We start from the raw sequence: 25837 nt of genomic DNA, 5'->3' as shown, positions 1-25837 counted from the left end.
ATCTTCGCGGCTGTGCCCTGATTCGGTGGGTTTGGGTCAAGTTGGTTCACATGTGGCAAGACAATGACCATGCGCTGTAGGGACTGTTCCGTTGGCGCGGACAATTATGGCCTAATTTGGGCAGTCTTAACCAATCCTACAGACATAAAGGCAGAAATAAGGAGAGATTTGGACTGTCGCTTGGTCGGGAACCACAATTATGCCAGAAATCGCCGCATACGGGTTTATGGGATCTGAGGCCTCTCAGGGATTGTTCGGGGCCAATGTTCTGGCGACCCGATCCACGCTTGAGCAGGGTGGCGATTATGATCGCCTGATCGGGGAACTGGGTGTCGGGTCGTTCCGCTATCCCGGCGGGTCGCTGACCGAACGCTATTTCGACATCACCAATCCGAACGCATCGCTGGTCACGGATCGTGACACGGGTGAGACTCGGGATTTTATTCCACTGAACGAAGCACTGGATTATGCGGGCCAGGAAGGGCTGTCGGTCACGGTTGTGATTCCCACGCGCAATCTGCTGTCCGATGCCACAGATGCAAACGGTGACCGGTTTTCCGCGATCGACGAGGGCGCGTTGCGCGGCTTTGTGCGCGATGTGGTCTCTGGTGTACACGGCTCCGCCGAGATCGAGGCGTTCGAACTGGGCAATGAATACTGGGGTAGTGGCCAGATGTCGTCGGTCGAATATGGTCGCTTGGCAAGCGAAATGGCGGTGATCGTCAATGATGAACTGGACCTGCAGAACGCGGATGCCGACATCATCGTTCAATCCGGCACCAATTTCGACTTTGCGCGCCTGTCGGACCAGTTTGCCTCTGACATGAGCAGCGCCGACATCCTGGCAGAGTTGAACGCGACCTACGGGCTGAGTCTTGGGGAGGATAGCCTTTACAGTTCGGGTGAGATCAACTGGACCAATGTCGCCAACGAGATGATCCTGTCCGAATTCGATACGGAAGCCGAACAACAGGCGGTCGATCAGGTGGCCGTGCATGTCTATTCCCGTGGGCAGGTCAACGAGAGTCAGCGCAGCTTTTTTCTCAACAATACGGACGAAACATGGGGTGAACAGATCCCCGATGCGCAGATCGCAGTGACCGAGTGGAACACGGCCGGCAACACCGACTTGCTTGAGCGGTCGACGGATTACGGCCTGCACCAGTCCCACGAGATGCTCAACGTGATGGAAGAATTCATGCGCTATGACGTTGAAAACGCGCATGTCTGGCCGCTGATTCAGAACACGCCCAACACGCTGAGCATGGATGACGGTCAGACCGATCTGACGCCCGGCGGCGCGATGTTCAACATGATGCAGGACGCGCTTCCCGGCAAGACCGCCATTGACCTTACCCGCGAAGCGGGTGCCGATACCGAAGCCGAAGAAGACGGCGTGGCAGTGCATGGATTTTGGGAACCTGATGAACTGCTGTTCTATGTGGCGGCAACCCAAGAGGGTGGCGCGGATACAAATGTCGATTTCTCCGGGCTGGTATCCGAAACCGGCCGGGTCGAAATCTCGGTTCTGGGCGTGGCCGAGGGTGCTGCGATCGGGTCGAACACATCGGATGCCGTGGTCGAAGATCTTGATCCGGCGGTCTATATGGATGGTGCCAACCTGTCGGTACAGATGGATCAGGGCGAAATCATGCAGATTCGCATGTTCGGTTTCACCCCGTCGCAGGACTTTCAGGACGTGATTTCAAACGAAGCGCCCGAAGATTTGCCAGAGCCGATGATTGACCCGTTCACCGAAGAAAGCGCGGTCGAGGCAGACGACACTGTGGTTCAGTTTCCCACCGTTGCTGCAACCGCCGGGACCGATGAATTCCTTGCCGCCGAAGAGGCGCAAGCCTTGGACGACAGCGAAAGTGACGAAGGCGACGACATGGGTGGGATGGCCGACCTTGTTGCGGTTCTGCCGTTCCTTGGTCTGCTCGCACTGTTCATGTAAGACGCGCAGACCGGTGCGGTGATCGGTTTGGCCAAAGGAAATGCTTCTGCCCGAATGATCCGTCTATGCGGAACGTGTCAACGGACGACAATTTCATCCGTGCGGATCATGCCAAGCATGTCGCGGGTGCGTTCGTCCAGCAAATCAAGGTCAAGATAGGTGTCCGACAGACGCCGGGTGAGGTTTTCCATCCGGGCCACCTCGATCCGAAGCTCGGCCAGTTCGGCCTCAAGGTCTCGGGTCTCGACCAGAATCTCGGCGCGGCGGAATACGCCGTAGTCGCCTTGCACAGCGGCAAAGATGAAATAGGCACCAACACAGAAAGACCCTGCGAAATACACAAGTCCCCCAAGGGCCGGTCGTGTGCGGTGTTGCGTCATCTGCTACCTCGGACCACGCCTCTTGTCGGGCGCGTATCGTGAGAATTGCATAGGGGAAACCCAGAGGGAATTCCCCACGTTTCGATTTCTTGCGGCAACCCTGCCAGTGTGGCTTTCAGGGCTCGCCCCGGTGGTGTGGATCAGCCGAGGGCCGCAACCCCCGGCAAGGTCTTGCCTTCCATCCATTCAAGGAAAGCACCCCCCGCCGTGGAAATATAGGTGAAGCTTTCGGATGCATCGGCCTTGTTCAATGCGGCCACCGTGTCGCCGCCCCCGGCAACCGAGACAAGCTTGCCTGACCGGCTGAGACCGGCAGCATAAGACGCGGCTGCGTTGGTCGCCGTATCGAAAGGCGGGATTTCGAACGCGCCGAGGGGGCCATTCCAGATCAGCGTTTTGGCGCGCTCGAACGCCTGGCAGATATGTGCGACACTGTCTGGACCTGCGTCGAGGATCATCGCGTCCGCAGGGCAGTCTTCGGTCTTGACGACCTCAGATGCCGCGCCGGCCTTGAACTCGCGCGCCACAACCACGTCGCGCGGCAGAAGCACTTCGCAACCTGTGGTCACGGCCTTGTCGGCAATTGCGCGGGCGGTGTCGGCCAGATCGTGTTCGCACAGCGATTTACCCACGTCGATACCTTGGGCGGCAAGGAACGTGTTGGCCATGCCACCGCCGATCACCAGAATGTCGACCTTTTCGACAAGGTTCGACAAAAGGTCGAGCTTGGTCGACACTTTCGCGCCACCAACCACGGCAACCACGGGGCGGTTCGGATCACCAAGCGCGGCTTCCAATGCGCGCAGTTCGGCCTCCATCAGGCGGCCGGCACAGGATGGCAGCAGATGGGCAACCCCTTCGGTAGACGCATGCGCGCGGTGCGCCGCCGAGAAGGCATCGTTGCAATACACATCCCCCAGCGACGCGAGGAATTCCGCCATCTTGGGATCGTTCGCTTCCTCCATCGGAGAGAATCGTGTGTTTTCCACAAGCACAACAGAATTTGCGGGCAAGGCGTCAATCGCATCGCGCGAGGGGCGTTCCATAAACGTCACGTCGCGACCAAGCGCCTTTTCCAGGTCCGGCTGGATCAGAGACAGGCTCATCTCGGGGGTGGGTTTGCCCTTGGGCCTGCCGAAATGGGCCAGCAGGATCGGGGTGCCGCCTTTGTCCAGAATGTCGGTGATCGTGGGAAGGATGCGGGTGATGCGCGTGGCATCGGTGACCTGTCCGTTTTCCATCGGAACATTGATGTCCACCCGCGTCAGCACGCGCTTTCCTGCAAGGTCCATGTCGTCAAGTGTCTTCCAGGCCATGTGCCCCTCCTGATCTGAATTGCGCCATGCGAATTTCTCCCGTGATGGCGGCGCGGACGTCCAAGGTCAATGACGTCCTTGGCATTCTGCGGGTCGCGCTTTAAGTCTTGCCACAAGTTTTGACACGAAGGAGCGCCGCATGGCCGAGATCAAAGACCCCGAAAACACCATCCTGATCGAACTCAAGGATGGCACAGTCACAATTGAACTTTTGGCCGACATCGCGCCGAAACACGCGGAACGGATGAAAGAGCTGGCGCGCTCGGGTGCCTATGACAACGTCTGCTTTCACCGGGTGATCGACGGATTCATGGCGCAGACCGGCGATGTCGAACATGGCGATATGGAAGACGGTTTCAACATCCGCCGCGCGGGCACGGGTGGGTCGGACCTTCCCGACCTGCCGGCCGAGTTTTCAAAGCTGCCGCATGACCGGGGCACTTTGGGCGCGGCGCGCTCGCAGAACCCGAATTCCGCCAATTCACAGTTCTTCATCAACTTCTCGGACAACCATTTCCTCAACGGTCAGTACACGGTTTATGGCCGCGTGATCTCGGGCATGGAGCATGTCGATGCGATCACCCGCGGCGAGCCGCCCGCAAGCCCGGACCGCATGGTGTCGGTCAAGGTGGCTGCAGATGCGTAAACTGGCGGTTGCATTTTCTCTGCTGGCGTCCCCGGCGCTGGCGACCGGATTGCAGATCGAGGTGGCGGGCGAGGCCAATGGCACCGTGACTATCGACCTGTTCGAAGACGTCGCGCCGCAGCATGTGGCGCAGATCACGGCGCTGGCAGAAGAGGGCGCCTATGACGGCGTCGTCTTTCACCGCGTGATCGACGGTTTCATGGCGCAGACTGGCGATGTTGAGTTCGGCAAGCTGGACGGTGGTGACATGGGCATGGCCGGACGCGGCGGTTCGGACCTGCCGGACCTGCCGGCGGAGTTCTCGGACACGCCGTTTGATCGGGGTGTCGTCGGCATGGCGCGGTCGCAAAGCCCGGATTCAGCCAATTCGCAGTTCTTCATCATGTTCCAGGAAGGGTATTTCCTCAACGGTCAATACACGGTTGTCGGAACTGTGACCGATGGCATGGATGTGATCGACGCCATCAAACGTGGTCAGGGTCAGAACGGGGCAGTGATCGGTCAGCCCGACGTCATGGCCGATGTGACGGTGACCGAATAGGTTTGATGTGCGTGGCCCTTCGGGGCCACGCGCGGATTGCGCAGCCACCGCCCTTTGATGGCAGCGGGGGATCGCGCGCTGTCACAGCTGCGTGTACCGGGCTGTGCAGGTCGTGACGTTTGCGGCAAGCTGGCCGCATTGCAGGGAGTGGTGCGATGCGGTTGGGCTTTTTATCCGGTTTGATTACGATTTTTCTGGCCTCGGCGGTGGTGGCGAGCCCGGAGTTCTGGCGCAATGAATGGCCAGACACGAATTTCGAGAAAACGACAGTGTCGAACTGGGTCGAAATCGTTTCGGGTGGCCCGCCGAAAGACGGCATCCCCGCGCTGAGTGATCCCTCCTTTGTGCGCGCCTCGGGCAAGACGGGGATCGACCCGACCGAACCGGTGATCACGCTGGAGATGGGCGGACAGGCGCGGGCCTATCCGATCCGGTATCTGACGTGGCATGAGATCGTGAATGATGTTGTCGGGGGCGTGCCTGTGGCGGTGACGTTCTGCCCCTTGTGCAATTCGGCGCTGAGCTTTGACCGGCGGGTGAATGGCCGGGTGCTGAGTTTCGGCGTGTCGGGCAAGCTGCGCAATTCGGACATGATCATGTATGACCGCGAGACCCAAAGCTGGTGGCAACAGGCCATCGGCGAGGCCATTGTCGGGGATTTGACCGGTGTTGAATTGAAGACGCTGCCAAGCTGGATGGAAAGCTGGGCCGAGTTCACCGCGCGCCATCCTGACGGGCTGGTGATGGCGGAGCCGGACCATAACCGGGATTACGGGCGCAATCCGTATCGGGGTTACGACAGTTCAACGCGACCGTTCCTGTATTCCGGTGAGATGCCGCCACATGGGATCGACGCGCTCGAGCGGGTGGTTCGGGTTGGGGACCGCGCCTGGCCGATGGCGCGACTGGCGCGCGAAAGCGAGGTGCGCGAGGCCGGTTTGGTGATCTCGTGGCGGGCGGGCCAGGCATCCGCGCTGGACACGGGCCGGATCGGCGACGGGCGCGATGTGGGGTCGATCCGGGTGCGCGATGGTCAGGGGAGGGATGTGCCGCATGACGTGCTGTTCGCCTTTGCCTATCACGCCTTCTGGCCGGACGGGACATGGATGCTGGGGAACTGACGACGGAACGGGCGCGGCAGGCGAAGCCATGTGCCGCCCAGTTGGTGTTTCGTGGCACCGGTGCGGAGTTTGAACCGGTCGAGGCTGTCCGGGCCAGTGAGCAGGCCCAGATCGAGCGTGTCGTAGCCGCGCTGTGCGAGCCAGAGCATCGCATGCCAGAGTGTCAGGTTGTGGGCATTCGCCCTGCGCCCGGCAACGGTGGTGACGCCCATATGGTAAGTCGCCCAAGGCCGGTGGCAGAGGATCAGCATTGCGGCGACGGGTGTTTTTCCATCGGAGGCGGTGACGACACGCGCCTGACCGGGGTTTTCAGAGGCAAAGGTGTTGAGCAGTCGCGTGGGCCAGTTGCGGTAGCGGTTGGTCTTTTGTTCTGCACGGTCGGTGTCGATCAGCCAGGAATGCTGGATTGGGTGGTACGGCGCATTGGTGATCCGCAGGTCGGAGCGTTCGGCCCGTTTCAGCGCGTTGCGCCAGTTTTGGTGCAGCTTCGCGCGCATGTGGTGTGGTTCGCAGAGAGGCAACAGCGCCACGGGTTTGGGCGCATTGAGGCGGATATACCCATTTGAAGCGAGACCGGTGTTGGCCGTGTTCACGACAAGCGGACCCTTGAGCGCGAGGTCGCACAGGTAGTTTGCAGTATCCGACGGGCAAAGTCCAACAGGCCCGCGGGAGATCAGATTGACCGGACCAAGAAGCGGCAATTGGCGCGTCTGGATCAGGCAGTGGCCCTGATCGCCGACACGGTCGATCCGTACCCGAGTGCCAAGGGCGCGCAGGGTGTTGGCGTAGGCATCGGATTGGGAGAGCGGGTTGGGCGTCATGCCCGCAGCATGTCAAAGCCGGGTTGCCATTTGGTTAACGCGCGCCCGGAGCCATCGAGACACCGGGTGCGGCGTATCGCGTCAGCCGAGTTTGACCAGCGCATGACGTTTCTTGCCCGCGCTAAGCTTGATGGGGGTGGACAGCGCGCCTGCGTCGATCATCAGCCCCGCATCAGTCAGCGGTGCATCGTCGATCCGCGCGCCGTTCTCGGCGATCAGGCGCTTGGCCTCCTTGCCGGTCTTGGCCAGACCAGAGCGCACGATCAGCTGCACGATCGAGATACCGCCGCCGATATCCTCGGAGGTGAGGGTCACGGTGGGCAGGTCGTCGCCGATGCCGCCCTTTTCGAACACTTCGCGCGCCGTGGCCTCTGCCGCTGCTGCGGCCTCAGCCCCGTGGCAGAGGGTTGTGACCTCATTGGCAAGGACGATCTTGGCGTCGTTGATCTCGGACCCGGCAAGCGCGCCAAGGCGATCACATTCCTCGACCGGCAATTCGGTATAGAGCTTGAGGAACCGACCCACATCGGCATCGGTTGTGTTGCGCCAGAACTGCCAGAACTCGTAGGGCGATCGCATGTCGGCATTCAGCCAGACCGCGCCATCGGCGGATTTGCCCATCTTCTTGCCGTCGCTGGTGGTCAAGAGCGGCGAGGTGAGGCCGAAGATCTGGTGATCCAGCACCCGGCGGGTCAGGTCGATGCCGTTGACGATATTGCCCCATTGGTCCGATCCGCCGAACTGGATCAGACAGCCGTAGCGGCGGTTCAGTTCAAGGAAATCATAGGCTTGCAGGATCATGTAGTTGAATTCGAGGAAGCTGAGGCTTTGTTCTCGGTCGAGGCGGGATTTTACACTCTCGAAGGACAGCATCCGGTTCACGCTGAAATGCCGCCCGATGTCACGCAGGAAATCGAGGTAATTCAACCCGTCCAGCCATTCGGCATTGTTGAGCATCAAGGCCCCGGTATCGCCGTCATCATACGAAATGTACTTGGCGAAGACTTGCTTGATCCCGTCGATATTGTCGTCGATCTGGGCAGGCGTCAGCAGAGGCCGCTCATCGGCGCGAAAGCTGGGATCGCCCACCTTGGTGGTTCCGCCGCCCATGAGTGTGATCGGCTTGTGCCCGGTCTTTTGCAGCCAGCGCAGCATCATGATCTGGATCAGACTGCCTACATGCAGCGACTTCGCTGTCGCGTCAAAGCCGATATACCCCGGCACCACGCCCTTGATCAGCGCCTCGTCAAGGCCCTGATAATCGGTGCAGTCGGCCAGAAAGCCACGCTCGATCATGACGCGCATGAAGTCCGATTTGGGATGGTAGGTCATGGGGTTGCCTCGTTATAGAATGGTGAGGGCAGCTATACGCAGGGCAGGGGAAAAGGTGAAGGGCAAGTTGGCAGAACCGATCTGGGCCTTGGGCGCGATGTCGGGCACGTCGCTCGACGGGGTCGATGCGGCGCTGGTGCTGACCGATGGGGTGACGGTGTCCGAATTCGGTGGGTCGGGGTATCGCGGCTATTCCGAGGCTGAACAAGCCGTGCTGCGCGCGGCTTTGGGTAAATGGCCCGGCGACGATCTGGACGACGCGGCGGCGGTTGTGCTGGAGGCCCATATTGCAGCGCTGCAAAGGTTTGACGCGGACGTGGTCGGGTTTCACGGCCAGACTTTGGCGCATGACCCGCAAGGGCGCGGGACGCATCAATTGGGGGATGGTGCTGCACTGGCCGAAGCGCTGGGTCGGACTGTGATCTGGGATTTCCGGTCAACGGATGTGGAACTGGGCGGCGAGGGCGCACCGCTTGCGCCATTCTATCATTGGGCCTGTGCCAAGTGGATCGGAGCGGATACGCCTGTGGCCTTCCTGAACCTTGGCGGTGTTGGGAACCTGACATGGGTCGATCCCGCGTCGGACAAGCCCGATGCGCCGGGAGCCTTGCTGGCCTTCGACACCGGGCCTGCAAACGCGCCAATCAATGACCTGATGATGCAGCGGCGTGGGCTGGCCTATGACAAGGGCGGCGCGCTGGCTGCACAGGGGCAAGTGGTGGACGGCGCGCTGGAACTGTTCCTGGAGGAAGCGTATTTCCGCAAGATGCCCCCCAAGTCGCTGGACCGGAATGATTTTTCCCTGATGCTCGACTTGGTGCGGGAACTGAAGGACGCTGATGCGGCCGCCACTATGACGGCGATGGCGGCAGCGGCGGTGATGCAGGGGATGGAGCATTGCCCGGTGCCGCCAGACCGTTTGCTGGTTACCGGAGGTGGGCGGCACAACCCGGTGATGATGGCGATGCTGGCCTCTGCGCTGGATTGCGCGGTGCTGCCCGTCGAGGCGGTAGGGCTGGATGGCGATATGCTGGAGGCGCAGGCCTTTGCCTATCTCGCGGTGCGGGTGATGCGCGGTTTGCCAACCTCGGCACCGGGCACCACGGGTGTGCCTGCGCCTGTTGGGGGTGGTCGAATTTCGCGGGTTTGAGGATGATGAGCGCCTGCGGCGCACCGGTTTAGCTTGCCGCACCTGCGCCGCGGCAAGCGGTTGGGGCTCTGCCCCAAACCCCGAGGTATTTTCAGCCCAAAGAAACCACTTGTTAAGGTTAAGGGATTACCCGTGTCTGGCGGTACAGGCGGAGGCGCCGATGACCGTGCCCGAAGAAGCCTCTGATCTTTCAGATTGCTTCACCGCCCGTCACGTCATGCGCGTGGCGGGCGTTTCTATTGAATGAAGGTTTCTTTGGGCCGGAAATACCTCGGGGAGCGCGAGGGGCTGGCCCCTCGCTCCCTGACGGTTCAGCCGCCGGTATGGCTCATGTGACGCGAGACGCGACCATCCACGGTCTGGCGGGAATAGTCGAAATCATGCCCCTTGGGTTTCAGCGTGATCGCGTCGCGGATTGCCTGTTTCAGAGGTTCGTCGCTTCCCGGGTGATTTCGCAGGGCCGAGCGCAGGTCGGCGTTGTCTTCCTGGCCCAGGCACATGAACAGCTCGCCGGTGCAGGTGAGGCGCACGCGGTTGCAGCTTTCGCAGAAATTATGCGTCAGCGGCGTGATGAAGCCGATCTTCTGGCCGGTTTCCTCGACCCGGACATAGCGGGCGGGCCCGCCTGTGCGTTCGGGCAGGTCCGTCAGGGTATATTCCTTGCGCAACTCGTCGCGCAGGTCGCTGAGTTTCCAATACTGACCCAGGCGGTCCTCGTTTCCGATATCGCCCATCGGCATGACCTCGATGAAGGTCAGGTCCATGTCGCGGCTCTTGCACCACTCGGTCAGGGTGAAAAGCTCATCTTCGTTGAAGCCCTTGAGCGCGACGGTGTTGATCTTGACGCGCAGCCCGGCCTTTTGCGCCGCGTCAATCCCCTTGATCACCTGCGGCAGGCGGCCCCAACGGGTGATGTCGGCGAATTTCTGGTCGTCCAGAGTGTCGAGCGAGATATTCACCCGGCGCACACCGGCTGCGTAAAGGTCATCCGCGAAGCGTTCGAGCTGCGAGCCGTTGGTCGTAAGCGTCAATTCCTTGAGCGTGCCAGCGTCAAGGTGGCGTGTCATTGACCGGAAAAAAGTCATGATATCGCGTCGCACCAGTGGTTCGCCGCCGGTGATCCGAAGCTTTTCGACGCCCAGACCGATGAAGGTCGTACACATGCGATCCAGTTCTTCCAGGGTCAGCAGCTCCTTCTTCGGCAGGAAGGTCATGTTTTCCGACATGCAATAGACGCAGCGGAAATCGCAGCGGTCGGTTACGGAGACGCGCAGATAGGTGATTGCGCGCTGGAAGGGATCAATAAGCGGTGTCATGCTTGGGAACCTAGCCTTTCGGCACAGACTCGGCAAGTATGGTAGGGCAATCAGATGCGCTACAAACGTCGGAGGAGCCGGTGCTCAAGAATCTTGGAATTTTAAGCGTTTGCCTGGCGCTGGCCGGATGTGGTCAGCTTGGCCTCACGCCGCAGATGGTGGCAGGGGATGGCGACGGGCAGACGCGACCGCAATCACGCCCCGAAACGCTGGAAACCTCGGAGCGTCGTCCGCCCACAACGGCGCGCACCGTGGATGAGTTCGACACGAGCACTGCCGACGAACGTCAGGCGGCATCGGCCACGCCGGTCAGCGCAGAGCGGGCGCTTGGCAACACGATTGCGTCGCTGGGCGATCCGGCACGCCCCGGATTCTGGCTTGAGACGTCGTTGGTGTCACGGGCGGAAACCGGACGGGTGGTGTATCCGGCGACAGGGCAATCTGCACAGGTGGAGTTGATGCCGAGTGATGGTGGCAGCCGGATGTCGCTGGCGGCGATGCGGTTGATCGGGGTTCCGTTGACCGGGTTGGCCGAGGTTCAGGTGTTCTCAGGCGGGTAGGTGGCGCGCCGCTTCTTTGCGGGCGAACGGTTTCATCTGTTCCCCGTGTTCGGCCAGAAAGAAACGGGTGCGGTCCGGGTCATGCCGTGACAGGTCCCGCAGCCACCAGGCAACGGATTTCTGAATGAACCAGTCCGGGTCGGCCATATAGCGTGCCGCCCAGCCGAGGATTCGGTCGCGGGCGGTCGTTTCGTCACGCGTGGGGTGGTTCTGTTTCGTCCATGGCAGGGTGATGACCAGCGCTGCGCGGCGGGTCCACATGTGGTCGCTTGTTGTCCAGCTTTCGACTGTGTCGAGCCGGGTGGGATCTGCGATCAAGCGGCGTTGACCGGCCATGCAGGCGTGATCGGCGATGGCCCAGCTGTCGAAATCGGGCACCCAGGACTGGATCACGTCCCAAACCCCGGTATCAGAGGGTTTGATCCGGGCTTGGGTCAGCAGTTTCGCAGCGGCGACACGGGCCTCGAAGATGTCCGTTTGCCAGAGATCTTGCGCCAGGGTCATCCGTGTTTCGATCGTCAGCGTCTTGCGCCAGTTTCGCACGAGGATGTCGGTGTCGGGATTGGCCACACCCAGATAGGTCCGGGGTGCCTTGTGATAGGCGGCCATTTGTTCCGCCCGCCCCGGTTCGGCCTGCGCGGTCAGATCGGTCAGGGCGTCATCGAGGGTCATTCCACTGTGACGGATTTGGCGAGGTTGCGGGGCTGGTCTACATCGGTGCCTTTGGCGATGGCGGCATGGTAGGCCAAAAGCTGGGCCGGCAGGGCATAAAGAAGCGGCGCCAGGATCGGATCGACCTCGGGGAGGATGATCGTGCGCCAGACATCCGATCCCGCCGCCTCGGCTCCGGCAGCGTCAGTGACCAGGCAGACCTTGCCACCGCGGGCCATGACCTCGTGCATGTTGGACACGGTCTTTTCAAACAGCGCATCCCGCGGGGCCATTACGATCACCGGCACGTTCTTGTCGATCAGGGCGATGGGACCGTGCTTGAGTTCACCTGACGCATAGGCTTCGGCGTGTATGTAGCTGATTTCCTTAAGTTTCAAAGCGCCCTCAAGCGCCAGGGGGTACATCAATCCACGCCCCAGAAACAACACGTCGCGAGCCTCGGCGATCTTGCGGGCGGCGTCGGCCATGGCGGGATCGCGGTCCAGCGTGGCGTTGAACAGACCCGGCAAGGCCCGCAATCGGTCGAGCTTTTCGGCCAGTCCCTCTGTGCTCAGCTCTCCGCGCTGGACAGCCGCGTGCAAAGCCAGCAAGAGCAGCGTGTTAAGCTGGCAGGTGAAAGCCTTGGTGGAGGCAACACCAACCTCGACTCCGGCATGGATCGGCAGCGCCACATCGCTTTCGCGGGCGATTGAACTTTCATCGACGTTGATCACCGACAGGATCGTGTCAGCCTTGCCTTTGCAGTAGCGCAGTGCGGCCAGAGTGTCGGCGGTTTCGCCCGACTGTGAGACGAAAAGCGCCACTGTGCCGGGAGTCACTGGCGGTTCGCGGTAGCGGAATTCGGAGGCGATATCGACTTCGACAGGCAGTTTCGCCAGCTGTTCGAACCAGTATTTCGCGGTCAGACAGGCGTAGAACGCAGTGCCGCAGGCGACCATGGTCAGGCGCTGGACCTTGGAGAAATCGGGCAGGTCTTCGGGGAACACGATGGTGTTTCCATCAAGATAGCCACGCAGGGCGTCGGCCAGAACGGTGGGTTGTTCCGCAATTTCCTTGCCCATGAAATGCTTGTAACCGGCCTTGTCGACGCGGGTGGCATCCGTGTTGATCTTGCGGCTTGGGCGGGTTACGCGATTTCCGGTTTCGTCAAATATATCAAGCGTCTGACGTGTCAGAACCGCACAATCCCCTTCATTCAGATAGGTGATCGTGTCTGTCATCGGGGCAAGGGCGATTGCGTCTGAGCCGACATACATCTCGCCGTCGCCATGTCCGATCGCCAACGGGCTGCCCTTGCGCGCGGCCACAATCAGATCGTCTTCGCCGTCAAAGAGAAACGCCAGCGCAAACGCGCCCTCGAGGCGGGCAAGGCAGGCGCGGGCGGCTTCGACATGGGTCATGCCCTGGCGCATGTAGTGATGTGTCAGAAGCGCGACGGTTTCGGTGTCCGTGTCGGTCAGCGGTGTGATCTGGTGTGCTGCCAACTCGGCGCGCAGGTCTTTGAAGTTTTCGATGATGCCGTTGTGAACCACGGCCACCGGACCCGACTGGTGCGGATGGGCATTGATGGTATTCGGCGCGCCATGTGTGGCCCAACGGGTGTGGCCGATGCCGGATTTCCCGGACAGCGGTTCGTGGACCAGAAGGTCAGACAGGTTCACAAGCTTGCCGACAGCGCGGCGACGGTCGAGTTTGCCATCGCTGACTGTCGCGATTCCGGCGCTGTCATAGCCGCGATATTCAAGACGCTTGAGCGCCTCGACCAGAATCGGAGCGGCTTCGTGCTGCCCCAGAACGCCAACGATACCGCACATGATGTTACCCTTTTGCCTGTTTGGCTTTTTTTGCACGCAGCATTGCAAAAAGCTTGCGCGCAAAGCCTTGTTTGTTGTCTTGCGGCGTCCGTCCGATGGCCATTGCACCGTCCGGGACGTCTTTGGTCACAACAGTTGCTGTTGCTGTCATCGCCTCGTCACCCACGGTCACCGGTGCGACCAGCATTGTGTTCGACCCGATGAAGGTGTCGCGACCGATGGTGGTCTTGTGTTTCATCACACCATCATAGTTGCAGGTGATGGTGCCCGCGCCGATATTGCTGCGCGCGCCGACCGACGCATCACCGATATAGGTCAGGTGATTGACCTTAGCGCCTTCGTCGATTGAGGCGTTCTTGATCTCGACGAAGTTGCCGATGTGAACGTGTTCGGCAAGTTCTGCGCCGGGGCGGAGGCGGGCAAAGGGGCCGACGGTTGCGCCACGGCTGACATGCGCACCTTCCAGGTGGCTGAACGCCCGGATGCGCGCGCCGGATTCCACGGTCACGCCGGGGGCGAAGATGACGTTAGGTTCGATCTCTGCGTCACGTCCGATGATGGTGTCATAGGACAGGAAGACCGTGTCGGGGGCCTGCATCTGAACTCCGCTTTCCATCAATGCAATGCGGGCACGGGATTGAAACGTCGCCTCTGCGGCGGCCAGTTCAACGCGGGAATTGATGCCGATGGTCTCGGCCTCGTCACAGGTGACGGCGGTGGCGCTCAGGCCCCGGTCACGGGCAATTCCGACGATATCCGTGAGATAGAATTCCTGGGAGGCGTTGTTGTTTCCGACAGCGTCGATCAGATCAAGAAGCGTCGCGGAATCGGCGCAGATCACACCCGAATTACAAAGCGTTACAGCGCGTTCCTCGTCTGAAGCATCTTTGTATTCGACAATCCGGGACAGGGTGTCTCCATCCGTGATCAAGCGGCCATAGCGACCGGGATCAGCGGCATTGAACCCAAGCACGACAACGTCATGCGCCGCGCGTGCCGCGATCATCGCTTCGAGCGTTTCTGTCGTGATGAACGGCGTATCGCCATAAAGCACAATCACATCGCCCTCGTGCCCGGCCAGCGCATCGCGCGCCTGGGCAACGGCATGGGCGGTGCCAAGCTGTTCGGGCTGGCGCACCGCGATCACGTCAGCGTCAAAGTCCAGTGCAGCCGCTTCGACAAGGTCTGCGCCATGGCCGGTCACCACAACGGTCCGATCCGGTTCCAACGCCGAAGCCGAGAGCATGGCATGGTGCAAAAGCGGCGCACCGCCGATCTTGTGCAGGACCTTGGGAAGGTCCGAATCCATGCGGGTGCCTTTCCCCGCTGCAAGAATGACCAAGGCTATGCTCATATGTTTCTCTTTGTGTTTTGCCTGTGGTCCTTTTATCGGTCTGGTTGAATGCCGCAAGGCAGCAGATTTCACACATGGTTGCGAGTTGTGACAGGAGAGACTTGGTGCGGACAGTGATTTTCGACCTTGATGGCACGCTTGCAGACACCAGCGGTGATCTTATCGCGGCTGCCAACCATTGCTTTGACCGCATGGGCTGTGACATGCGGCTTGATCCCGCGACGGATGCGGGAACAGCGTTGCGAGGCGGCAAGGCGATGTTGACGCTGGGGCTGGAACGGGCTGGGCAATATTCCGCTGATCTTGTCAACCAGTGGTATCCCGAGCTTCTGTTGGCCTATGGCGATGCGCTTGATGTTCACACGGTCATGTATCCCGGCGCGATGGAGGCGGTCGAGGCGTTGAAAACCAACGGGATGGTGGTTGGCATCTGCACGAACAAGCCGGCCGCCTTGGCCGAAACGCTGATGACGCGGTTGGGTGTGCGGGACGCGTTTGGATCGCTTGTCGGGGCCGATACCCTGCCGACCCGTAAACCCGATGGGGCACCTTATATCGCGGCGGTCGAACGGGCGGGCGGGCTCGTGGCGCATAGCTGCCTGATCGGAGACACGATCACCGACCGGGACACAGCCCGCGCCGTGGGCGTGGCCTGTGTTCTGGTTGGCTTTGGTCCATCAGGTGAAGATATGATCGCGCTTGAACCGGATGCGATCATTCAGCACTTTGACGAACTTCCCGACGTCGCGACACGGTTGTTGGGGTAAGGTCGCGACCCGGCGCTTTCTTTCGTCCGACGACGACGTTTTGTCAGTTGGATCCATAAAGCGGCACTGTCGACATCGACACCTTGGCCGATCCATCCGTCAGTTCTGCCGCGTGGGCGACATAGATCAGCGTCTGGTTGGCTTCGTCGAAGATGCGCTTGACCCGCAGGGATTTGAGGATGATCGACCGCGAGGCGCGGAACACGTCTTCGCCATCCTCATCCCGGTCAATCTCGCCAATCTCGATCGGGCCGGTCTGGCGGCATGAGATCGACGCGTTCGAGGGGTCTTCGAACCAGTTGCCCTTGCTCAGACGGTCAATCAAGCCGCGTTCGAAATAGGCGATATGGCAGGTCACACCTTTCACATCCGGGTCGGCAATCGCCTCGATGACGATGTCATTGCCAACCCAGTCCACACCAACCTTGCCGATCTCTTCGGCCTGTGCCGGTGCCACTGACACTGACAGCAGCCCCAACAGGCAGGCCATTCCCAATCGTTTCATGTGTGTTCCCTAAAAATGAATCATGCCGTATTCGCCGGTATCGGGTGTGTCGTCGGTGACATTGGCCTTGATGGTTTCGAACAGGTACTTGGCGGTGCCTTCAGTGGCCCAGATTTCGGCTTCGAGCGGAATGTATTTCATCAACCGCACAGAGTCATCCTCGCGACCGTTCTCGAACCAGGCCGCAGCCATCGGAGACCACAATTCGTCAAGCTTGTCGGTGTCGTCAGAGGCGGACAGCCGCCCTTTGATCGTGCCGTACATATGCCCAACCGAATCGCAAAGATAGATGTCCGCCGTTTCGCCGGTCTTTGCGGCCGTGAACGTGTCGTGATCGGCCGAGGTGATGAACCAGATCGCGTTGTCCTCTTTGCGGGCGAGCGGGGACATCGGAACGGGGTCACTGCCTCCTGCGCCAAGCAGGACAACGTGGATCTTGCTCATGTTGTTCCAGAATTTGTCGGTCAAGGTCGCGGTCATGGTGGTATCCTTTCGCTCCTGATGTGCGTTTCAGACAGACAACGCGGCGTGCGTCAGGCGGTTCCTTGCGCTTGACCTGACATGGGGGTTTCCACTAAGATTTGAACAAGTGTTCAATAAATCCGCTCGGGGGAGAGGCGAATGTTCAACGCGACCATGCAGTTTGATCTTGGGGAAGACGTCAATTCCTTGCGCGAAATGGTGCATCGCTGGGCGCAGGAGCGGGTCAAACCGATGGCCGGTGAGATTGACCGCTCCAACACGTTCCCGCCAGAGCTTTGGACCGAGATGGGAGAGTTGGGCCTGCACGGCATCACCGTAGACGAACAATATGGCGGCGCGGGCATGGGGTATCTGGCGCACACCGTTGCGGTGGAAGAAGTGGCGCGCGCGTCGGCCTCGGTGTCGCTGTCTTACGGCGCACATTCCAACCTTTGCGTGAACCAGATCAAGCTGAACGGCACTGACGCGCAAAAGGCGAAATACCTGCCGGGGCTGATCTCTGGCCAGCATGTCGGCGCGCTTGCCATGTCTGAACCCGGTGCCGGGTCTGACGTGGTGTCGATGAAACTGCGCGCGGAAAAGCGGAATGATCATTACAAGCTGAACGGCAACAAGTACTGGATCACCAACGGGCCGGACGCTGATACGCTGGTGGTCTATGCCAAGACCGATCCAGATGCCGGATCCAAGGGGATCACCGCCTTTTTGATCGAAAAGACGATGAAAGGCTTCAGCACCAGCCCGCATTTCGACAAGCTGGGGATGCGCGGATCAAACACCGCCGAGCTGATCTTCGACGATGTCGAGGTGCCGTTCGAGAACGTGCTGGGCGAAGAGGGTAGAGGCGTGCGCGTGCTGATGTCCGGTCTCGACTATGAACGCGTTGTGCTTGCGGGCATCGGCCTTGGCATCATGGCCGCCTGTCTTGACGAGATCATGCCCTACATGGCCGAGCGCAAGCAATTCGGCCAGCCGATTGGCAGCTTCCAACTGATGCAGGGCAAGATGGCCGACATGTACACGGCGATGAATTCGGCGCGTGCCTATGTCTACGAAGTCGCCAAGGCCTGTGACCGGGGCGACGTGACCCGTCAGGACGCCGCCGCCTGCTGTCTTTATGCCAGCGAACAGGCGATGGTGCAGGCGCATCAGGCGGTGCAGGCGATGGGTGGCGCGGGTTTCCTGTCCGACGCGCCGGTCGCGCGGATCTTCCGCGACGCCAAGTTGATGGAGATTGGTGCGGGTACGTCCGAGATCAGGCGCATGCTGGTCGGCCGCGAGATGATGGCGGCGATGGGCTAGCCGCATGCCGCGTTGGGTCTGGTGGGTGCCGCTTGCCCTTGCAACGACAGTTGGTGCGTTGCTGGCCTTTCGCTACGGTTGGATTGCGGCCACGATAACGGAGACGGATGTGATCACCTCATTTGCCCAACGCTATGTCACGCAGGATGGCGGTGACGATGCTTCTGTGAGCGATTGCGTCGGCCTTGCGGGGCAGGTTGACGGGGCATGGATCACCGTGCGCTGCGCCGACATGCTGTATCATGTGAACCGGTTCGGTCACTTGATCTCGACCAGTGCGACATCGGGGCGGCCAGCGATATGATGTCCACGCGCCCGATGCTCAAACCCGCCCCCTATGACACATTGCGCAAGCGGTTTGATTGGGACCTGCCCACCTCTCTGAACATGGCGCGTCAGGTCTGTGACGGCTGGGCGGCAACGGACCCGGATCGCGTGGCGCTGATCGAAGTGATGCCGGACGTCACGCGGCGGATCACCTATGGTGATCTGTGGTATCGCTCGCGGCAGGTGGAAACCGCCTTGATCGAACGCGGCGTGATGCGTGGGGACCGCGTCGGCGTGCTGTTGTCGCAATCGCCGCTTTGTGCAGCCGCCCATATCGCGGCGTGGCGGTTGGGGGCGATTTCGGTCCCGTTGTTCATGCTGTTCAAGGAAGACGCCCTCCGTACGCGCATTCGGGATGCGGATCTGGGGGTTGTCGTGACCGACCTAGAAGGCATGGCGCACCTGACCGGGTTGGGCGTGGCCACGATCACCCGCAGCGATCTTGGCGCCGCAGCAGGCACCCGCGCCATTGTCGAGACGGGGCCAGAGGATGCGGCCACCCTGATCTACACCAGCGGCACCACCGGCGCACCCAAAGGCGCGCTGCACGGGCATCGGGTGCTGACCGGGCATTTGCCGGGGGTCGAGATGAGCCACGATTTCCTGGGTCAGGAGGGCGACGTGATCTGGACGCCCGCCGACTGGGCCTGGATCGGCGGGCTGTTCGATGTGCTGATGCCGGGGCTCGCGCTTGGGGTGCCGGTGGTTTCGGCGCGGATGCCCAAGTTCTCTGTGGAAGAATGTATGAGGATCTGTCGGGAAGGCACTGTGCGCAATGTCTTTTTCCCTCCAACCGCCCTGCGGATGCTCAAGGCTGCGGATGCGCGGATCGACGGATTGCGCTCGGTCGCCAGTGGTGGTGAACCGCTCGGGGCCGAGATGCTGGAGTGGGGTCGCAAAGCCCTTGGGGTCACGATCAACGAATTCTATGGCCAGACCGAATGCAACATGATCGTGTCGTCCTGTGCCACGTCGTTCGAGACCATTCCGGGGGCAATGGGCCGCGCGGTTCCGGGACATGCTGTGGATGTGATCGGCCCGGATGGCCTACCCTGCGAAGGTGAGGGCGACATCGCCGTGCGGCGTGGGTCAGCGTCGATGTTCCTTGAATATTGGCGCAAACCCGACGACACGGCTGCCAAGTTTCGTGGAAATTGGTTGCTGACCGGCGATCGCGGGGTGTGCGACAGCACCACCATCCGCTTTGTCGGGCGCGAGGATGACGTCATTACCTCGTCGGGTTATCGTATTGGTCCCGCAGAGATCGAGGACTGCCTTCTGTCGCACCCGGCTGTTGCAACCTGCGGGGTGGTCGGCAAGCCTGACCCGCTGCGGACCGAGATTGTGAAAGCCTATGTGGTTTTGAAAGACGGTGTTAATGTTTCAGAAACGGATCTTCAGAATTGGGTAAAAGACCGGCTGGCAAGCTATTCTTATCCAAGGGAAATCGAATTTCTTGATGCGCTTCCGATGACCGTCACGGGCAAAGTGATCCGCAAGGACCTCAAGGCGCGTGCAAGCAAGGGGGGACACCCATGAAGCAGGCCCTGATCGTTGCCTGCGCTTTGGCGATGCCGGAAACGGGTTTCGCGCAACAGGCCGAGATTGAGACCCGCATTGTCCGGGACTGCTTTGAAAACACCCAGATCGGCGCGATGTATCCAACCTGTCTCGGGCAGGCGTCTGGCCAGTGTCAGGAGCAGCCGGGTGGTTCGACCACCCTCGGAATCACGGACTGCATCCTGGCCGAAACAAGAGAGTGGGACGCGATCCTGAACGAGCAATATCAGGCCACGCAGGCGGTCAATGCCGAAGCGGATGCTGCGGGGTATTCGTCGCTGACGGACCGCACCGATGCGCTGCGGGATGCACAACGGGCGTGGATCACCTTTCGGGATGCCGATTGCAGCGCGCGCTATGCGATGTGGCAGGATGGCACGATCCGCACCATTGTCGGGGCAAATTGTCACCTGACCATGACAGCTCAGCGGGCGTTGGAATTACGCGATATGCGAGGACAGTGAAATGAAGCTTCAGTCACAGGTGATTGCGAGTTCCGAACAATTCAAGACCAATCAGGCTGCGCATGAAGACGCGCTGCGCGTGGTCCGCGACGCGGCGGAGCTTGCGGCGGCGGGCGGCGGCGAACGCTCGCGCGAACGCCATATCTCGCGCGGCAAGATGCTGCCTCGGGACCGGGTGGCAAACCTGCTAGACCCCGGATCGCCGTTTCTGGAGGTCGGCGCGACTGCGGCGCATGGGCTCTACGACGGGGCAGCGCCCTGCGCCGGGGTGATTGCTGGCGTGGGCCGGGTGATGGGCCGTCAGGTCATGGTGGTGTGCAACGACGCGACCGTAAAGGGCGGCACCTATTACCCGATGACCGTCAAGAAACATCTGCGCGCGCAGGAAATCGCAGAGGAAAACCATCTGCCCTGCATCTACCTTGTGGATAGCGGTGGCGCGAACCTGCCCAATCAGGACGAGGTGTTCCCGGACCGCGACCATTTTGGGCGCATTTTCTACAATCAGGCGCGGATGTCGGCCAAGGGCATTGCGCAGATCGCCGTGGTCATGGGGTCGTGTACGGCAGGTGGGGCTTATGTGCCTGCGATGTCCGATGTTGCAATCATCGTGAAGGAACAGGGCACGATTTTCCTTGCCGGTCCGCCTTTGGTGAAGGCGGCGACGGGAGAAGTTGTCACGGCCGAGGATCTGGGCGGCGGCGATGTTCACACGCGCCTGTCCGGTGTGGCGGATTACCTCGCCGAGGATGACGGCCATGCGTTGGCCCTTGCGCGGCGAGCCGTGGGGTCGTTGGGTGGTGCGTGCACAGCACACACCCTACGGCAGGCGGCAGAAGACCCGGCTTATGATCCGGACGAGATCTTCGGCGTTGTTCCGGGCGATCTGCGCACGCCTTACGACATCCGAGAAGTGATCGCGCGGATGGTGGATGGGTCGTATTTCGACGAATTCAAACCGCGCTTTGGTGAAACTCTGGTGACCGGCTTTGCCCATGTCGATGGCTGGCCGGTGGGGATCGTCGCCAACAATGGCGTGCTGTTTTCCGAGGCCGCACAGAAAGGCGCGCATTTCGTCGAGCTGTGTTCGCAGCGCAAGATCCCATTGGTGTTCTTGCAGAACATCACCGGTTTCATGGTCGGGCGGAAATACGAGAATGAAGGCATCGCGCGGCACGGCGCCAAGATGGTGACGGCGGTGGCCTGCACGTCTGTGCCCAAGATCACCATGCTGGTCGGCGGATCGTTCGGCGCGGGCAATTACGGCATGTCTGGGCGCGCGTATCAGCCGCGGTTCCTGTGGACCTGGCCCAACAGCCGGATTTCGGTGATGGGGGGCGAACAGGCGGCGGGTGTTCTCGCGACCGTTACGCGCGACGCGAAGGAAAAGCGCGGCGAAAGCTGGTCGGCAGAAGATGAAGCCGAGTTCAAGCGACCGACCATCGAGATGTTCGAGAAACAGGCGCACCCGCTTTACGCTTCGGCACGGCTTTGGGATGACGGGATCATCGACCCGCGCAAGTCGCGCACGGTGTTGTCGCTGTCGCTTGAGGCGGCGCTGAACGCGCCGGTGGAGGACACGCGGTTCGGCGTGTTCCGGATGTGATGACCGCGAATGCCCCGACTTTCGAGGTCCACCCGGCAACCCGGCCCGGTGCGTGGGAGTGGTGCAGGTTGGGGGGCCAGCCCCCCAAACCCCCCGAGGTATTTTCAGCCCAAAGAAACCAGAGAGGGCGCAGACATGTTTGATACGATCCTGATCGCCAACCGGGGTGAGATCGCCTGCCGGGTGATCGACACCTGCCGCCGCCTTGGTGTGCGGACAGTGGCGGTGCATTCGGATGTGGATGCGGATGCGCGCCATGTGCAGATGGCGGATGTGGCGGTGTCGCTGGGTGGCGCTTCGCCTGCCGAGAGCTATTTGCGCGGCGATGCGATCATCGCGGCGGCGCAGGCCACGGGTGCGCAGGCGATCCATCCGGGTTATGGGTTCTTGTCCGAGAACCCGGAATTCGTCGATGCGGTTGCGGCGGCGGGGCTGGTCTTTATCGGGCCGTCGGCATCGGCGATCCGCGCGATGGGGCTCAAGGACGCGGCCAAGGCGCTGATGGCGGAGGCGGGCGTGCCAGTGGTGCCGGGATATCAGGGCGCCGAACAAGCGCCGGACCTGCTGGCGGCGGAGGCCGAGGCGATCGGTTATCCGGTGCTGATAAAGGCGGTGGCCGGTGGTGGCGGCAAGGGCATGCGGCTGGTCGAGCAGGCCAAGGATTTTGCCGATGCGCTGGCGTCGGCCCAGTCAGAGGCGCAAACCGCGTTTGGGAATCCGCATGTCCTGATCGAGAAATACATCACCAGTCCGCGCCATATCGAGGTGCAGGTGTTTGGTGACGGCAGCCGCGCGGTGCATCTGTTCGAGCGGGACTGTTCCTTGCAGCGCCGTCATCAGAAGGTGATCGAGGAAGCCCCGGCACCCGGCATGACATCCGAGATGCGCGACGCGATGGGCCAGGCGGCGGTGCGCGCGGCGGAGGCCATCGGCTATGCCGGCGCGGGCACGGTGGAGTTCATTGTGGATGGGTCGGACGGGCTGCGCCCTGACGGGTTCTGGTTCATGGAAATGAACACGCGGCTGCAGGTGGAACACCCGGTTACGGAATTGATCACCGGGGTTGATCTGGTCGCGTGGCAGTTGACCGTGGCAGCCGGTGCGGATTTGCCCTGTGCACAAGATGATCTTCAGATTTCGGGGCACGCGTTCGAGGCAAGGCTCTATGCAGAGGATGTGCCTGCCGGGTTCTTGCCTGCCACCGGCCGACTGGCGCATCTGACCTTTCCGGCCGAGGCGCGGGCCGATACCGGCGTTCGGACGGGGGACGCGATTTCCCCGCATTACGATCCGATGATTGCCAAGGTCATAGTACATGGCGACAGTCGCGCGGTGGCGTTGCGAAAACTACGGCGTGCGCTTGCCCGCACCGAGGTGGCAGGCACCGTGACCAACCTTGCTTTCCTGGGCGCACTGGCGCGGCACGAGGGGTTTTCCCAAGGGCTTGTCGATACCGGGCTGATTGGCCGGGATCTGGCGGAATTGACCGCAGTGAGCGCGCCTGAACCCGCAGTGCTGGCGCAGGCGGCCATGGTGTTGACCGGGCGTGCGTGTGATCCGGGACCATTGGACGGATTTGCATTATGGTCAGCCTTCACGCAGGATGTGGTCCTTCTGGTTCAAGAGGAGTCACATGCGCTGCGGCTTGTGACGGCTGGTCCGGGGCAGGTCGATGTTCTGGTGGAGGATGTCGTCGTCAAGGCGCGGTTCGGGGCCAATGGATGGCGCTATGACGGGCAGGTGGCGCGGGCCTGTTATCGCGGCGGTGCGGTTGTGACCCTGTTCGGGTCCGTGCCGCGTGTCGTCGCGCTGATTGATCCACTGGACCGGGATGCCGGCGCCGGGGCGGGCAGCGACCGGGTCGAGGCCCCCATGCCGGGGCTGGTGCGATCGGTGCATGTGGCCGTCGGCGATCACGTCGCCAAAGGCGACCGGCTGGCGGTGCTGGAAGCGATGAAGATGGAACATGCGCTGCTGGCGGCGCGGGATGGTGTTGTTGCCGAGGTTATGGTTGCTGCCGGATCGCAGGTGGATGCCGGGACGGTGCTGATCCGTCTGGAAGAAGAGGAGAATGCGACATGATCCGGCTGCACCATTGTCCACAGACACGCTCGATGCGGACGCTTTGGCTTTTGTACGAGCTGGAGGTGGAGTTCGAGGTTGTTCTGCACGCGTTTGACAGGTCTTTGCGCGATCCTGAATACCTGACGCTGTCTCCTGCGGGGCGGGTGCCTGCGCTTGAGATTGACGGCGAGCGGATGTTCGAAACCGGGGCGATCACGGAATACCTGTGCGAGCGGTTCCCAGAGGCCAATATGGGGCGCTCGGCAAGCGATCCGGACCGGATGGCGTGGTTGGTCTGGGTGCATTTTGCCGAGACGATCAGCCAGCATGCCGCTGCGCTTACCCAGCAACATATCATGCTTTTCGAAGACGCGATGCGCTCGCCGATCGTGATGAAGCTTGAGGCAGCGCGACTGGGCAAGTGTTATGATGCGCTTGAGGCGCGCTTGTCGACGCCGGTGGAGAACCGGGATTACCTGCTCACAAGCGGGTTTTCGGCAGCGGACGTGTCGGTGGGACAGGCGGTTTACATGGCGCGGCATTTCCGGCGGCTGGACGATCATCCGGCGGTGGCCGACTGGTACGCGCGGATCACCGAGCGGCCGGAGTTTCAAAAATCCCTGCCCGATGGTGAGGGCGCGCAGCTTTACGCGCGGGACTTCTACCCGGTGTGGGAGACAGGTGGCTGAGCGCCGCGTTTGCATATTTGGAAAAAGAAGAAGCAGGGGGTGGCGCGTTGGTTGAACGGGTCGAGATCTTCGAAGTGGGGCCGCGCGACGGGTTGCAGAACGAGGCGCGGCTGATGCCGGTGGCGGAAAAGATCGCTTTGGTCGATTGCCTGAGCGGTGCCGGGTTCCGGCGGATCGAATGCGCCAGTTTCGTCAGTCCGAAATGGGTGCCGCAAATGGCGAATTCCGATGCCGTTCTGGCGGGGATCACGCGGGCGGCGGGGGTGTCCTATGCGGCGTTGACGCCAAACATGCGGGGTTTTGAGGATGCGATGGCGGCACAGGCTGATGAGGTCGCGATTTTCGGATCGGCCTCGGAAGGGTTTTCGCGCGCCAATATCAATGCGTCGATTGCGGAAAGTCTTGAGCGGTTCCGGCCTGTGGCAGAGGCCGCTTTGGAACGCGGGGTGCCGGTGCGTGGCTATGTGTCCTGCGTGGTCGAATGCCCCTATGACGGCCCGGTCGCGCCCGCAGCCGTTGCGCGGGTTGTGGCGGCCCTGCGCGATATGGGGTGTTACGAAGTGTCCTTGGGGGACACGATCGGGCGCGCCACGCCGGAGGGGATCGTTGCAATGCTGAAAGCCGTGCTGGATGAGATGCCGGCAGAAAAACTGGCAGGCCATTACCATGACACAGGCGGATTGGCCTGCGACAATGTCGAGGCGTCATTGGGCCTTGGGCTGCGGGTGTTCGATGCGGCTGTCGGAGGTTTGGGGGGGTGTCCCTTTGCGCCTGGGGCGGCTGGAAACGTGGCGACCGAGGCGGTGGCCCAGCGTGTCGCGTCTTTGGGATACGAACATGGACTGGACATGAGTGTTCTGGCCGAAGCAGCCGAGATGGCACGGGGGATGCGGGGATGAGTTTGATCCGGGTGGATACGGATGCGCGCGGCGTGGCGACGCTGACGCTGGCGCGGGCCGATAAGCACAATGCGCTGTCTGCGGCGATGATGGCGGAATTGGAAGCGGCGGCGCGCGATCTGGCGTCGGATCGAGCGGTGCGGGTTGTGGTGCTGGCAGCCGAGGGCAAGACGTTCTGCGCAGGTGGTGAT

At 61.5% G+C, this 25837-nt stretch carries 26 protein-coding genes; 16 read left to right on the top strand and 10 right to left on the bottom strand.

Going from position 1 to position 25837, the window contains the following annotated elements; genetic code table 11:
* Nucleotides 1-199: 199 nt before the first annotated feature.
* Complete coding sequence (locus tag ACTIEN_RS09245) at nucleotides 200-1957, top strand: type I secretion protein (protein WP_439522841.1); 1758 nt, start codon at nucleotides 200-202, stop codon at nucleotides 1955-1957.
* Nucleotides 1958-2034: 77 nt separating this feature from the next.
* On the opposite strand, the gene ACTIEN_RS09240 is transcribed toward ACTIEN_RS09245, so the two are convergent.
* Nucleotides 2035-2337: an FtsB family cell division protein gene (locus tag ACTIEN_RS09240; protein WP_439522840.1), complete on the bottom strand. Its 303-nt coding sequence runs from the start codon at nucleotides 2335-2337 to the stop codon at nucleotides 2035-2037.
* 140 nt (nucleotides 2338-2477) lie between these two features.
* The gene (locus ACTIEN_RS09235) at nucleotides 2478-3653 is read right to left on the bottom strand and encodes a phosphoglycerate kinase (RefSeq protein ID WP_439522839.1); all 1176 of its coding nucleotides are present in this window, start codon (nucleotides 3651-3653) and stop codon (nucleotides 2478-2480) included.
* 139 nt (nucleotides 3654-3792) lie between these two features.
* Here ACTIEN_RS09235 and ACTIEN_RS09230 point away from each other — a divergent pair, with 139 nt between their 5' ends.
* The 3 genes from ACTIEN_RS09230 (at nucleotide 3793) to ACTIEN_RS09220 (ending at nucleotide 5961) form a co-directional block, all read left to right on the top strand.
* Nucleotides 3793-4299, top strand: a complete 507-nt coding sequence (locus ACTIEN_RS09230; protein WP_439522838.1) for a peptidylprolyl isomerase — start codon at nucleotides 3793-3795, stop codon at nucleotides 4297-4299.
* Nucleotides 4292-4840 carry a peptidylprolyl isomerase gene (locus ACTIEN_RS09225; protein ID WP_439522837.1) on the top strand — a complete coding sequence of 183 codons (549 nt, stop codon included), beginning with the start codon at nucleotides 4292-4294 and terminating at the stop codon, nucleotides 4838-4840. The genes ACTIEN_RS09230 and ACTIEN_RS09225 overlap by 8 nt, the downstream gene beginning before the upstream one ends.
* 155 nt (nucleotides 4841-4995) lie before the next feature.
* Nucleotides 4996-5961 (top strand): DUF3179 domain-containing protein, encoded by a 966-nt coding sequence (locus tag ACTIEN_RS09220; RefSeq protein ID WP_439522836.1) that lies wholly within the window; start codon nucleotides 4996-4998, stop codon nucleotides 5959-5961.
* Here the strand turns inward: ACTIEN_RS09220 and ACTIEN_RS09215 are convergent.
* The gene (locus ACTIEN_RS09215) at nucleotides 5919-6782 is read right to left on the bottom strand and encodes a GNAT family N-acetyltransferase (protein WP_439522835.1); all 864 of its coding nucleotides are present in this window, start codon (nucleotides 6780-6782) and stop codon (nucleotides 5919-5921) included. The genes ACTIEN_RS09220 and ACTIEN_RS09215 overlap by 43 nt on opposite strands.
* 81 nt (nucleotides 6783-6863) lie before the next feature.
* Nucleotides 6864-8114, bottom strand: a complete 1251-nt coding sequence (tyrS, locus tag ACTIEN_RS09210) for a tyrosine--tRNA ligase (protein WP_439522834.1) — start codon at nucleotides 8112-8114, stop codon at nucleotides 6864-6866.
* Nucleotides 8115-8211: 97 nt separating this feature from the next.
* Here tyrS and ACTIEN_RS09205 point away from each other — a divergent pair, with 97 nt between their 5' ends.
* Nucleotides 8212-9264, top strand: a complete 1053-nt coding sequence (locus ACTIEN_RS09205) for an anhydro-N-acetylmuramic acid kinase (protein ID WP_439522931.1) — start codon at nucleotides 8212-8214, stop codon at nucleotides 9262-9264.
* 311 nt (nucleotides 9265-9575) lie between these two features.
* Here ACTIEN_RS09205 and moaA read toward each other — a convergent pair whose 3' ends face one another.
* A complete protein-coding gene (gene moaA / locus ACTIEN_RS09200) occupies nucleotides 9576-10580 on the bottom strand; it encodes a GTP 3',8-cyclase MoaA (RefSeq protein ID WP_439522833.1) in 1005 nt (334 codons plus the stop codon).
* An 80-nt stretch (nucleotides 10581-10660) separates the two neighbouring features.
* Between moaA and ACTIEN_RS09195 the strand changes: the two genes are divergently transcribed.
* On the top strand, nucleotides 10661-11140 hold the full coding sequence (locus ACTIEN_RS09195; RefSeq protein ID WP_439522832.1) for a hypothetical protein: 480 nt from the start codon (nucleotides 10661-10663) through the stop codon (nucleotides 11138-11140).
* Here the strand turns inward: ACTIEN_RS09195 and ACTIEN_RS09190 are convergent.
* From ACTIEN_RS09190 to glmU, 3 genes are read right to left on the bottom strand one after another with little or no spacing between them, the layout of a single operon-like run.
* Nucleotides 11129-11812 carry a DNA alkylation repair protein gene (locus ACTIEN_RS09190; RefSeq protein WP_439522831.1) on the bottom strand — a complete coding sequence of 228 codons (684 nt, stop codon included), beginning with the start codon at nucleotides 11810-11812 and terminating at the stop codon, nucleotides 11129-11131. The genes ACTIEN_RS09195 and ACTIEN_RS09190 overlap by 12 nt on opposite strands.
* On the bottom strand, nucleotides 11809-13626 hold the full coding sequence (gene glmS / locus ACTIEN_RS09185; protein ID WP_439522830.1) for a glutamine--fructose-6-phosphate transaminase (isomerizing): 1818 nt from the start codon (nucleotides 13624-13626) through the stop codon (nucleotides 11809-11811). The genes ACTIEN_RS09190 and glmS overlap by 4 nt, the downstream gene beginning before the upstream one ends.
* A gap of 4 nt (nucleotides 13627-13630) precedes the next feature.
* Nucleotides 13631-14980 (bottom strand): bifunctional UDP-N-acetylglucosamine diphosphorylase/glucosamine-1-phosphate N-acetyltransferase GlmU, encoded by a 1350-nt coding sequence (gene glmU, locus ACTIEN_RS09180; RefSeq protein ID WP_439522829.1) that lies wholly within the window; start codon nucleotides 14978-14980, stop codon nucleotides 13631-13633.
* 104 nt (nucleotides 14981-15084) lie between these two features.
* Between glmU and ACTIEN_RS09175 the strand changes: the two genes are divergently transcribed.
* Complete coding sequence (locus tag ACTIEN_RS09175) at nucleotides 15085-15747, top strand: HAD hydrolase-like protein (RefSeq protein WP_439522828.1); 663 nt, start codon at nucleotides 15085-15087, stop codon at nucleotides 15745-15747.
* A 43-nt stretch (nucleotides 15748-15790) separates the two neighbouring features.
* On the opposite strand, the gene ACTIEN_RS09170 is transcribed toward ACTIEN_RS09175, so the two are convergent.
* The gene (locus tag ACTIEN_RS09170) at nucleotides 15791-16252 is read right to left on the bottom strand and encodes a CreA family protein (RefSeq protein ID WP_439522827.1); all 462 of its coding nucleotides are present in this window, start codon (nucleotides 16250-16252) and stop codon (nucleotides 15791-15793) included.
* Nucleotides 16253-16261: 9 nt separating this feature from the next.
* Nucleotides 16262-16732, bottom strand: coding sequence for a pyridoxamine 5'-phosphate oxidase family protein (locus ACTIEN_RS09165; protein WP_439522826.1), 471 nt, complete (start codon nucleotides 16730-16732; stop codon nucleotides 16262-16264).
* A 141-nt stretch (nucleotides 16733-16873) separates the two neighbouring features.
* On the opposite strand from ACTIEN_RS09165, the gene ACTIEN_RS09160 reads away from it, so the two are divergent.
* The 9 genes from ACTIEN_RS09160 to ACTIEN_RS09120 form a co-directional block, all read left to right on the top strand.
* Entirely contained in the window at nucleotides 16874-18037 is a 1164-nt protein-coding gene (locus ACTIEN_RS09160) for an isovaleryl-CoA dehydrogenase (RefSeq protein WP_439522825.1), read from the top strand.
* A 4-nt stretch (nucleotides 18038-18041) separates the two neighbouring features.
* On the top strand, nucleotides 18042-18341 hold the full coding sequence (locus tag ACTIEN_RS09155) for a hypothetical protein (RefSeq protein ID WP_439522824.1): 300 nt from the start codon (nucleotides 18042-18044) through the stop codon (nucleotides 18339-18341).
* On the top strand, nucleotides 18341-19903 hold the full coding sequence (locus tag ACTIEN_RS09150) for an AMP-binding protein (protein WP_439522930.1): 1563 nt from the start codon (nucleotides 18341-18343) through the stop codon (nucleotides 19901-19903). Before ACTIEN_RS09155 ends, ACTIEN_RS09150 begins: the two co-directional genes overlap by 1 nt.
* Entirely contained in the window at nucleotides 19900-20388 is a 489-nt protein-coding gene (locus tag ACTIEN_RS09145; RefSeq protein ID WP_439522823.1) for a lysozyme inhibitor LprI family protein, read from the top strand. Before ACTIEN_RS09150 ends, ACTIEN_RS09145 begins: the two co-directional genes overlap by 4 nt.
* Nucleotide 20389: 1 nt before the next feature.
* Nucleotides 20390-21994: a carboxyl transferase domain-containing protein gene (locus tag ACTIEN_RS09140; RefSeq protein WP_439522822.1), complete on the top strand. Its 1605-nt coding sequence runs from the start codon at nucleotides 20390-20392 to the stop codon at nucleotides 21992-21994.
* 135 nt (nucleotides 21995-22129) lie between these two features.
* Entirely contained in the window at nucleotides 22130-24076 is a 1947-nt protein-coding gene (locus ACTIEN_RS09135; RefSeq protein ID WP_439522821.1) for an acetyl/propionyl/methylcrotonyl-CoA carboxylase subunit alpha, read from the top strand.
* Nucleotides 24073-24747 (top strand): glutathione S-transferase family protein, encoded by a 675-nt coding sequence (locus ACTIEN_RS09130; protein ID WP_439522820.1) that lies wholly within the window; start codon nucleotides 24073-24075, stop codon nucleotides 24745-24747. The genes ACTIEN_RS09135 and ACTIEN_RS09130 overlap by 4 nt, the downstream gene beginning before the upstream one ends.
* Nucleotides 24748-24794: 47 nt before the next feature.
* On the top strand, nucleotides 24795-25646 hold the full coding sequence (locus ACTIEN_RS09125; protein ID WP_439522819.1) for a hydroxymethylglutaryl-CoA lyase: 852 nt from the start codon (nucleotides 24795-24797) through the stop codon (nucleotides 25644-25646).
* A partial coding sequence (locus ACTIEN_RS09120; RefSeq protein WP_439522818.1) for an enoyl-CoA hydratase-related protein occupies nucleotides 25643-25837 on the top strand: 195 nt, incomplete at its 3' end. The genes ACTIEN_RS09125 and ACTIEN_RS09120, both read left to right, overlap by 4 nt.

Origin of the sequence: Marivita sp., assembly GCF_051859345.1 — a bacterium.
Classification (GTDB): domain Bacteria; phylum Pseudomonadota; class Alphaproteobacteria; order Rhodobacterales; family Rhodobacteraceae; genus Marivita.
The sequence above is the reverse complement of the archived record's forward strand: the minus strand, read 5'-3'. Positions and strand labels throughout refer to the sequence as shown.

Excerpts from the sequence above, each read along its gene's own strand:
- ACTIEN_RS09245 (WP_439522841.1), top strand. The coding sequence starts at position 200 with ATGCCAGAAATCGCCGCATACGGGTTTATGGGATCTGAGGCCTCTCAG.
- ACTIEN_RS09240 (WP_439522840.1), bottom strand. The coding sequence starts at position 2,337 with ATGACGCAACACCGCACACGACCGGCCCTTGGGGGACTTGTGTATTTC.
- ACTIEN_RS09235 (WP_439522839.1), bottom strand. The coding sequence starts at position 3,653 with ATGGCCTGGAAGACACTTGACGACATGGACCTTGCAGGAAAGCGCGTG.
- ACTIEN_RS09230 (WP_439522838.1), top strand. The coding sequence starts at position 3,793 with ATGGCCGAGATCAAAGACCCCGAAAACACCATCCTGATCGAACTCAAG.
- ACTIEN_RS09225 (WP_439522837.1), top strand. The coding sequence starts at position 4,292 with ATGCGTAAACTGGCGGTTGCATTTTCTCTGCTGGCGTCCCCGGCGCTG.
- ACTIEN_RS09220 (WP_439522836.1), top strand. The coding sequence starts at position 4,996 with ATGCGGTTGGGCTTTTTATCCGGTTTGATTACGATTTTTCTGGCCTCG.
- ACTIEN_RS09215 (WP_439522835.1), bottom strand. The coding sequence starts at position 6,782 with ATGACGCCCAACCCGCTCTCCCAATCCGATGCCTACGCCAACACCCTG.
- tyrS (WP_439522834.1), bottom strand. The coding sequence starts at position 8,114 with ATGACCTACCATCCCAAATCGGACTTCATGCGCGTCATGATCGAGCGT.
- ACTIEN_RS09205 (WP_439522931.1), top strand. The coding sequence starts at position 8,212 with ATGTCGGGCACGTCGCTCGACGGGGTCGATGCGGCGCTGGTGCTGACC.
- moaA (WP_439522833.1), bottom strand. The coding sequence starts at position 10,580 with ATGACACCGCTTATTGATCCCTTCCAGCGCGCAATCACCTATCTGCGC.
- ACTIEN_RS09190 (WP_439522831.1), bottom strand. The coding sequence starts at position 11,812 with ATGACCCTCGATGACGCCCTGACCGATCTGACCGCGCAGGCCGAACCG.
- glmS (WP_439522830.1), bottom strand. The coding sequence starts at position 13,626 with ATGTGCGGTATCGTTGGCGTTCTGGGGCAGCACGAAGCCGCTCCGATT.
- glmU (WP_439522829.1), bottom strand. The coding sequence starts at position 14,980 with ATGAGCATAGCCTTGGTCATTCTTGCAGCGGGGAAAGGCACCCGCATG.
- ACTIEN_RS09170 (WP_439522827.1), bottom strand. The coding sequence starts at position 16,252 with ATGAAACGATTGGGAATGGCCTGCCTGTTGGGGCTGCTGTCAGTGTCA.
- ACTIEN_RS09165 (WP_439522826.1), bottom strand. The coding sequence starts at position 16,732 with ATGACCGCGACCTTGACCGACAAATTCTGGAACAACATGAGCAAGATC.
- ACTIEN_RS09160 (WP_439522825.1), top strand. The coding sequence starts at position 16,874 with ATGTTCAACGCGACCATGCAGTTTGATCTTGGGGAAGACGTCAATTCC.
- ACTIEN_RS09155 (WP_439522824.1), top strand. The coding sequence starts at position 18,042 with ATGCCGCGTTGGGTCTGGTGGGTGCCGCTTGCCCTTGCAACGACAGTT.
- ACTIEN_RS09150 (WP_439522930.1), top strand. The coding sequence starts at position 18,341 with ATGTCCACGCGCCCGATGCTCAAACCCGCCCCCTATGACACATTGCGC.
- ACTIEN_RS09145 (WP_439522823.1), top strand. The coding sequence starts at position 19,900 with ATGAAGCAGGCCCTGATCGTTGCCTGCGCTTTGGCGATGCCGGAAACG.
- ACTIEN_RS09140 (WP_439522822.1), top strand. The coding sequence starts at position 20,390 with ATGAAGCTTCAGTCACAGGTGATTGCGAGTTCCGAACAATTCAAGACC.
- ACTIEN_RS09135 (WP_439522821.1), top strand. The coding sequence starts at position 22,130 with ATGTTTGATACGATCCTGATCGCCAACCGGGGTGAGATCGCCTGCCGG.
- ACTIEN_RS09130 (WP_439522820.1), top strand. The coding sequence starts at position 24,073 with ATGATCCGGCTGCACCATTGTCCACAGACACGCTCGATGCGGACGCTT.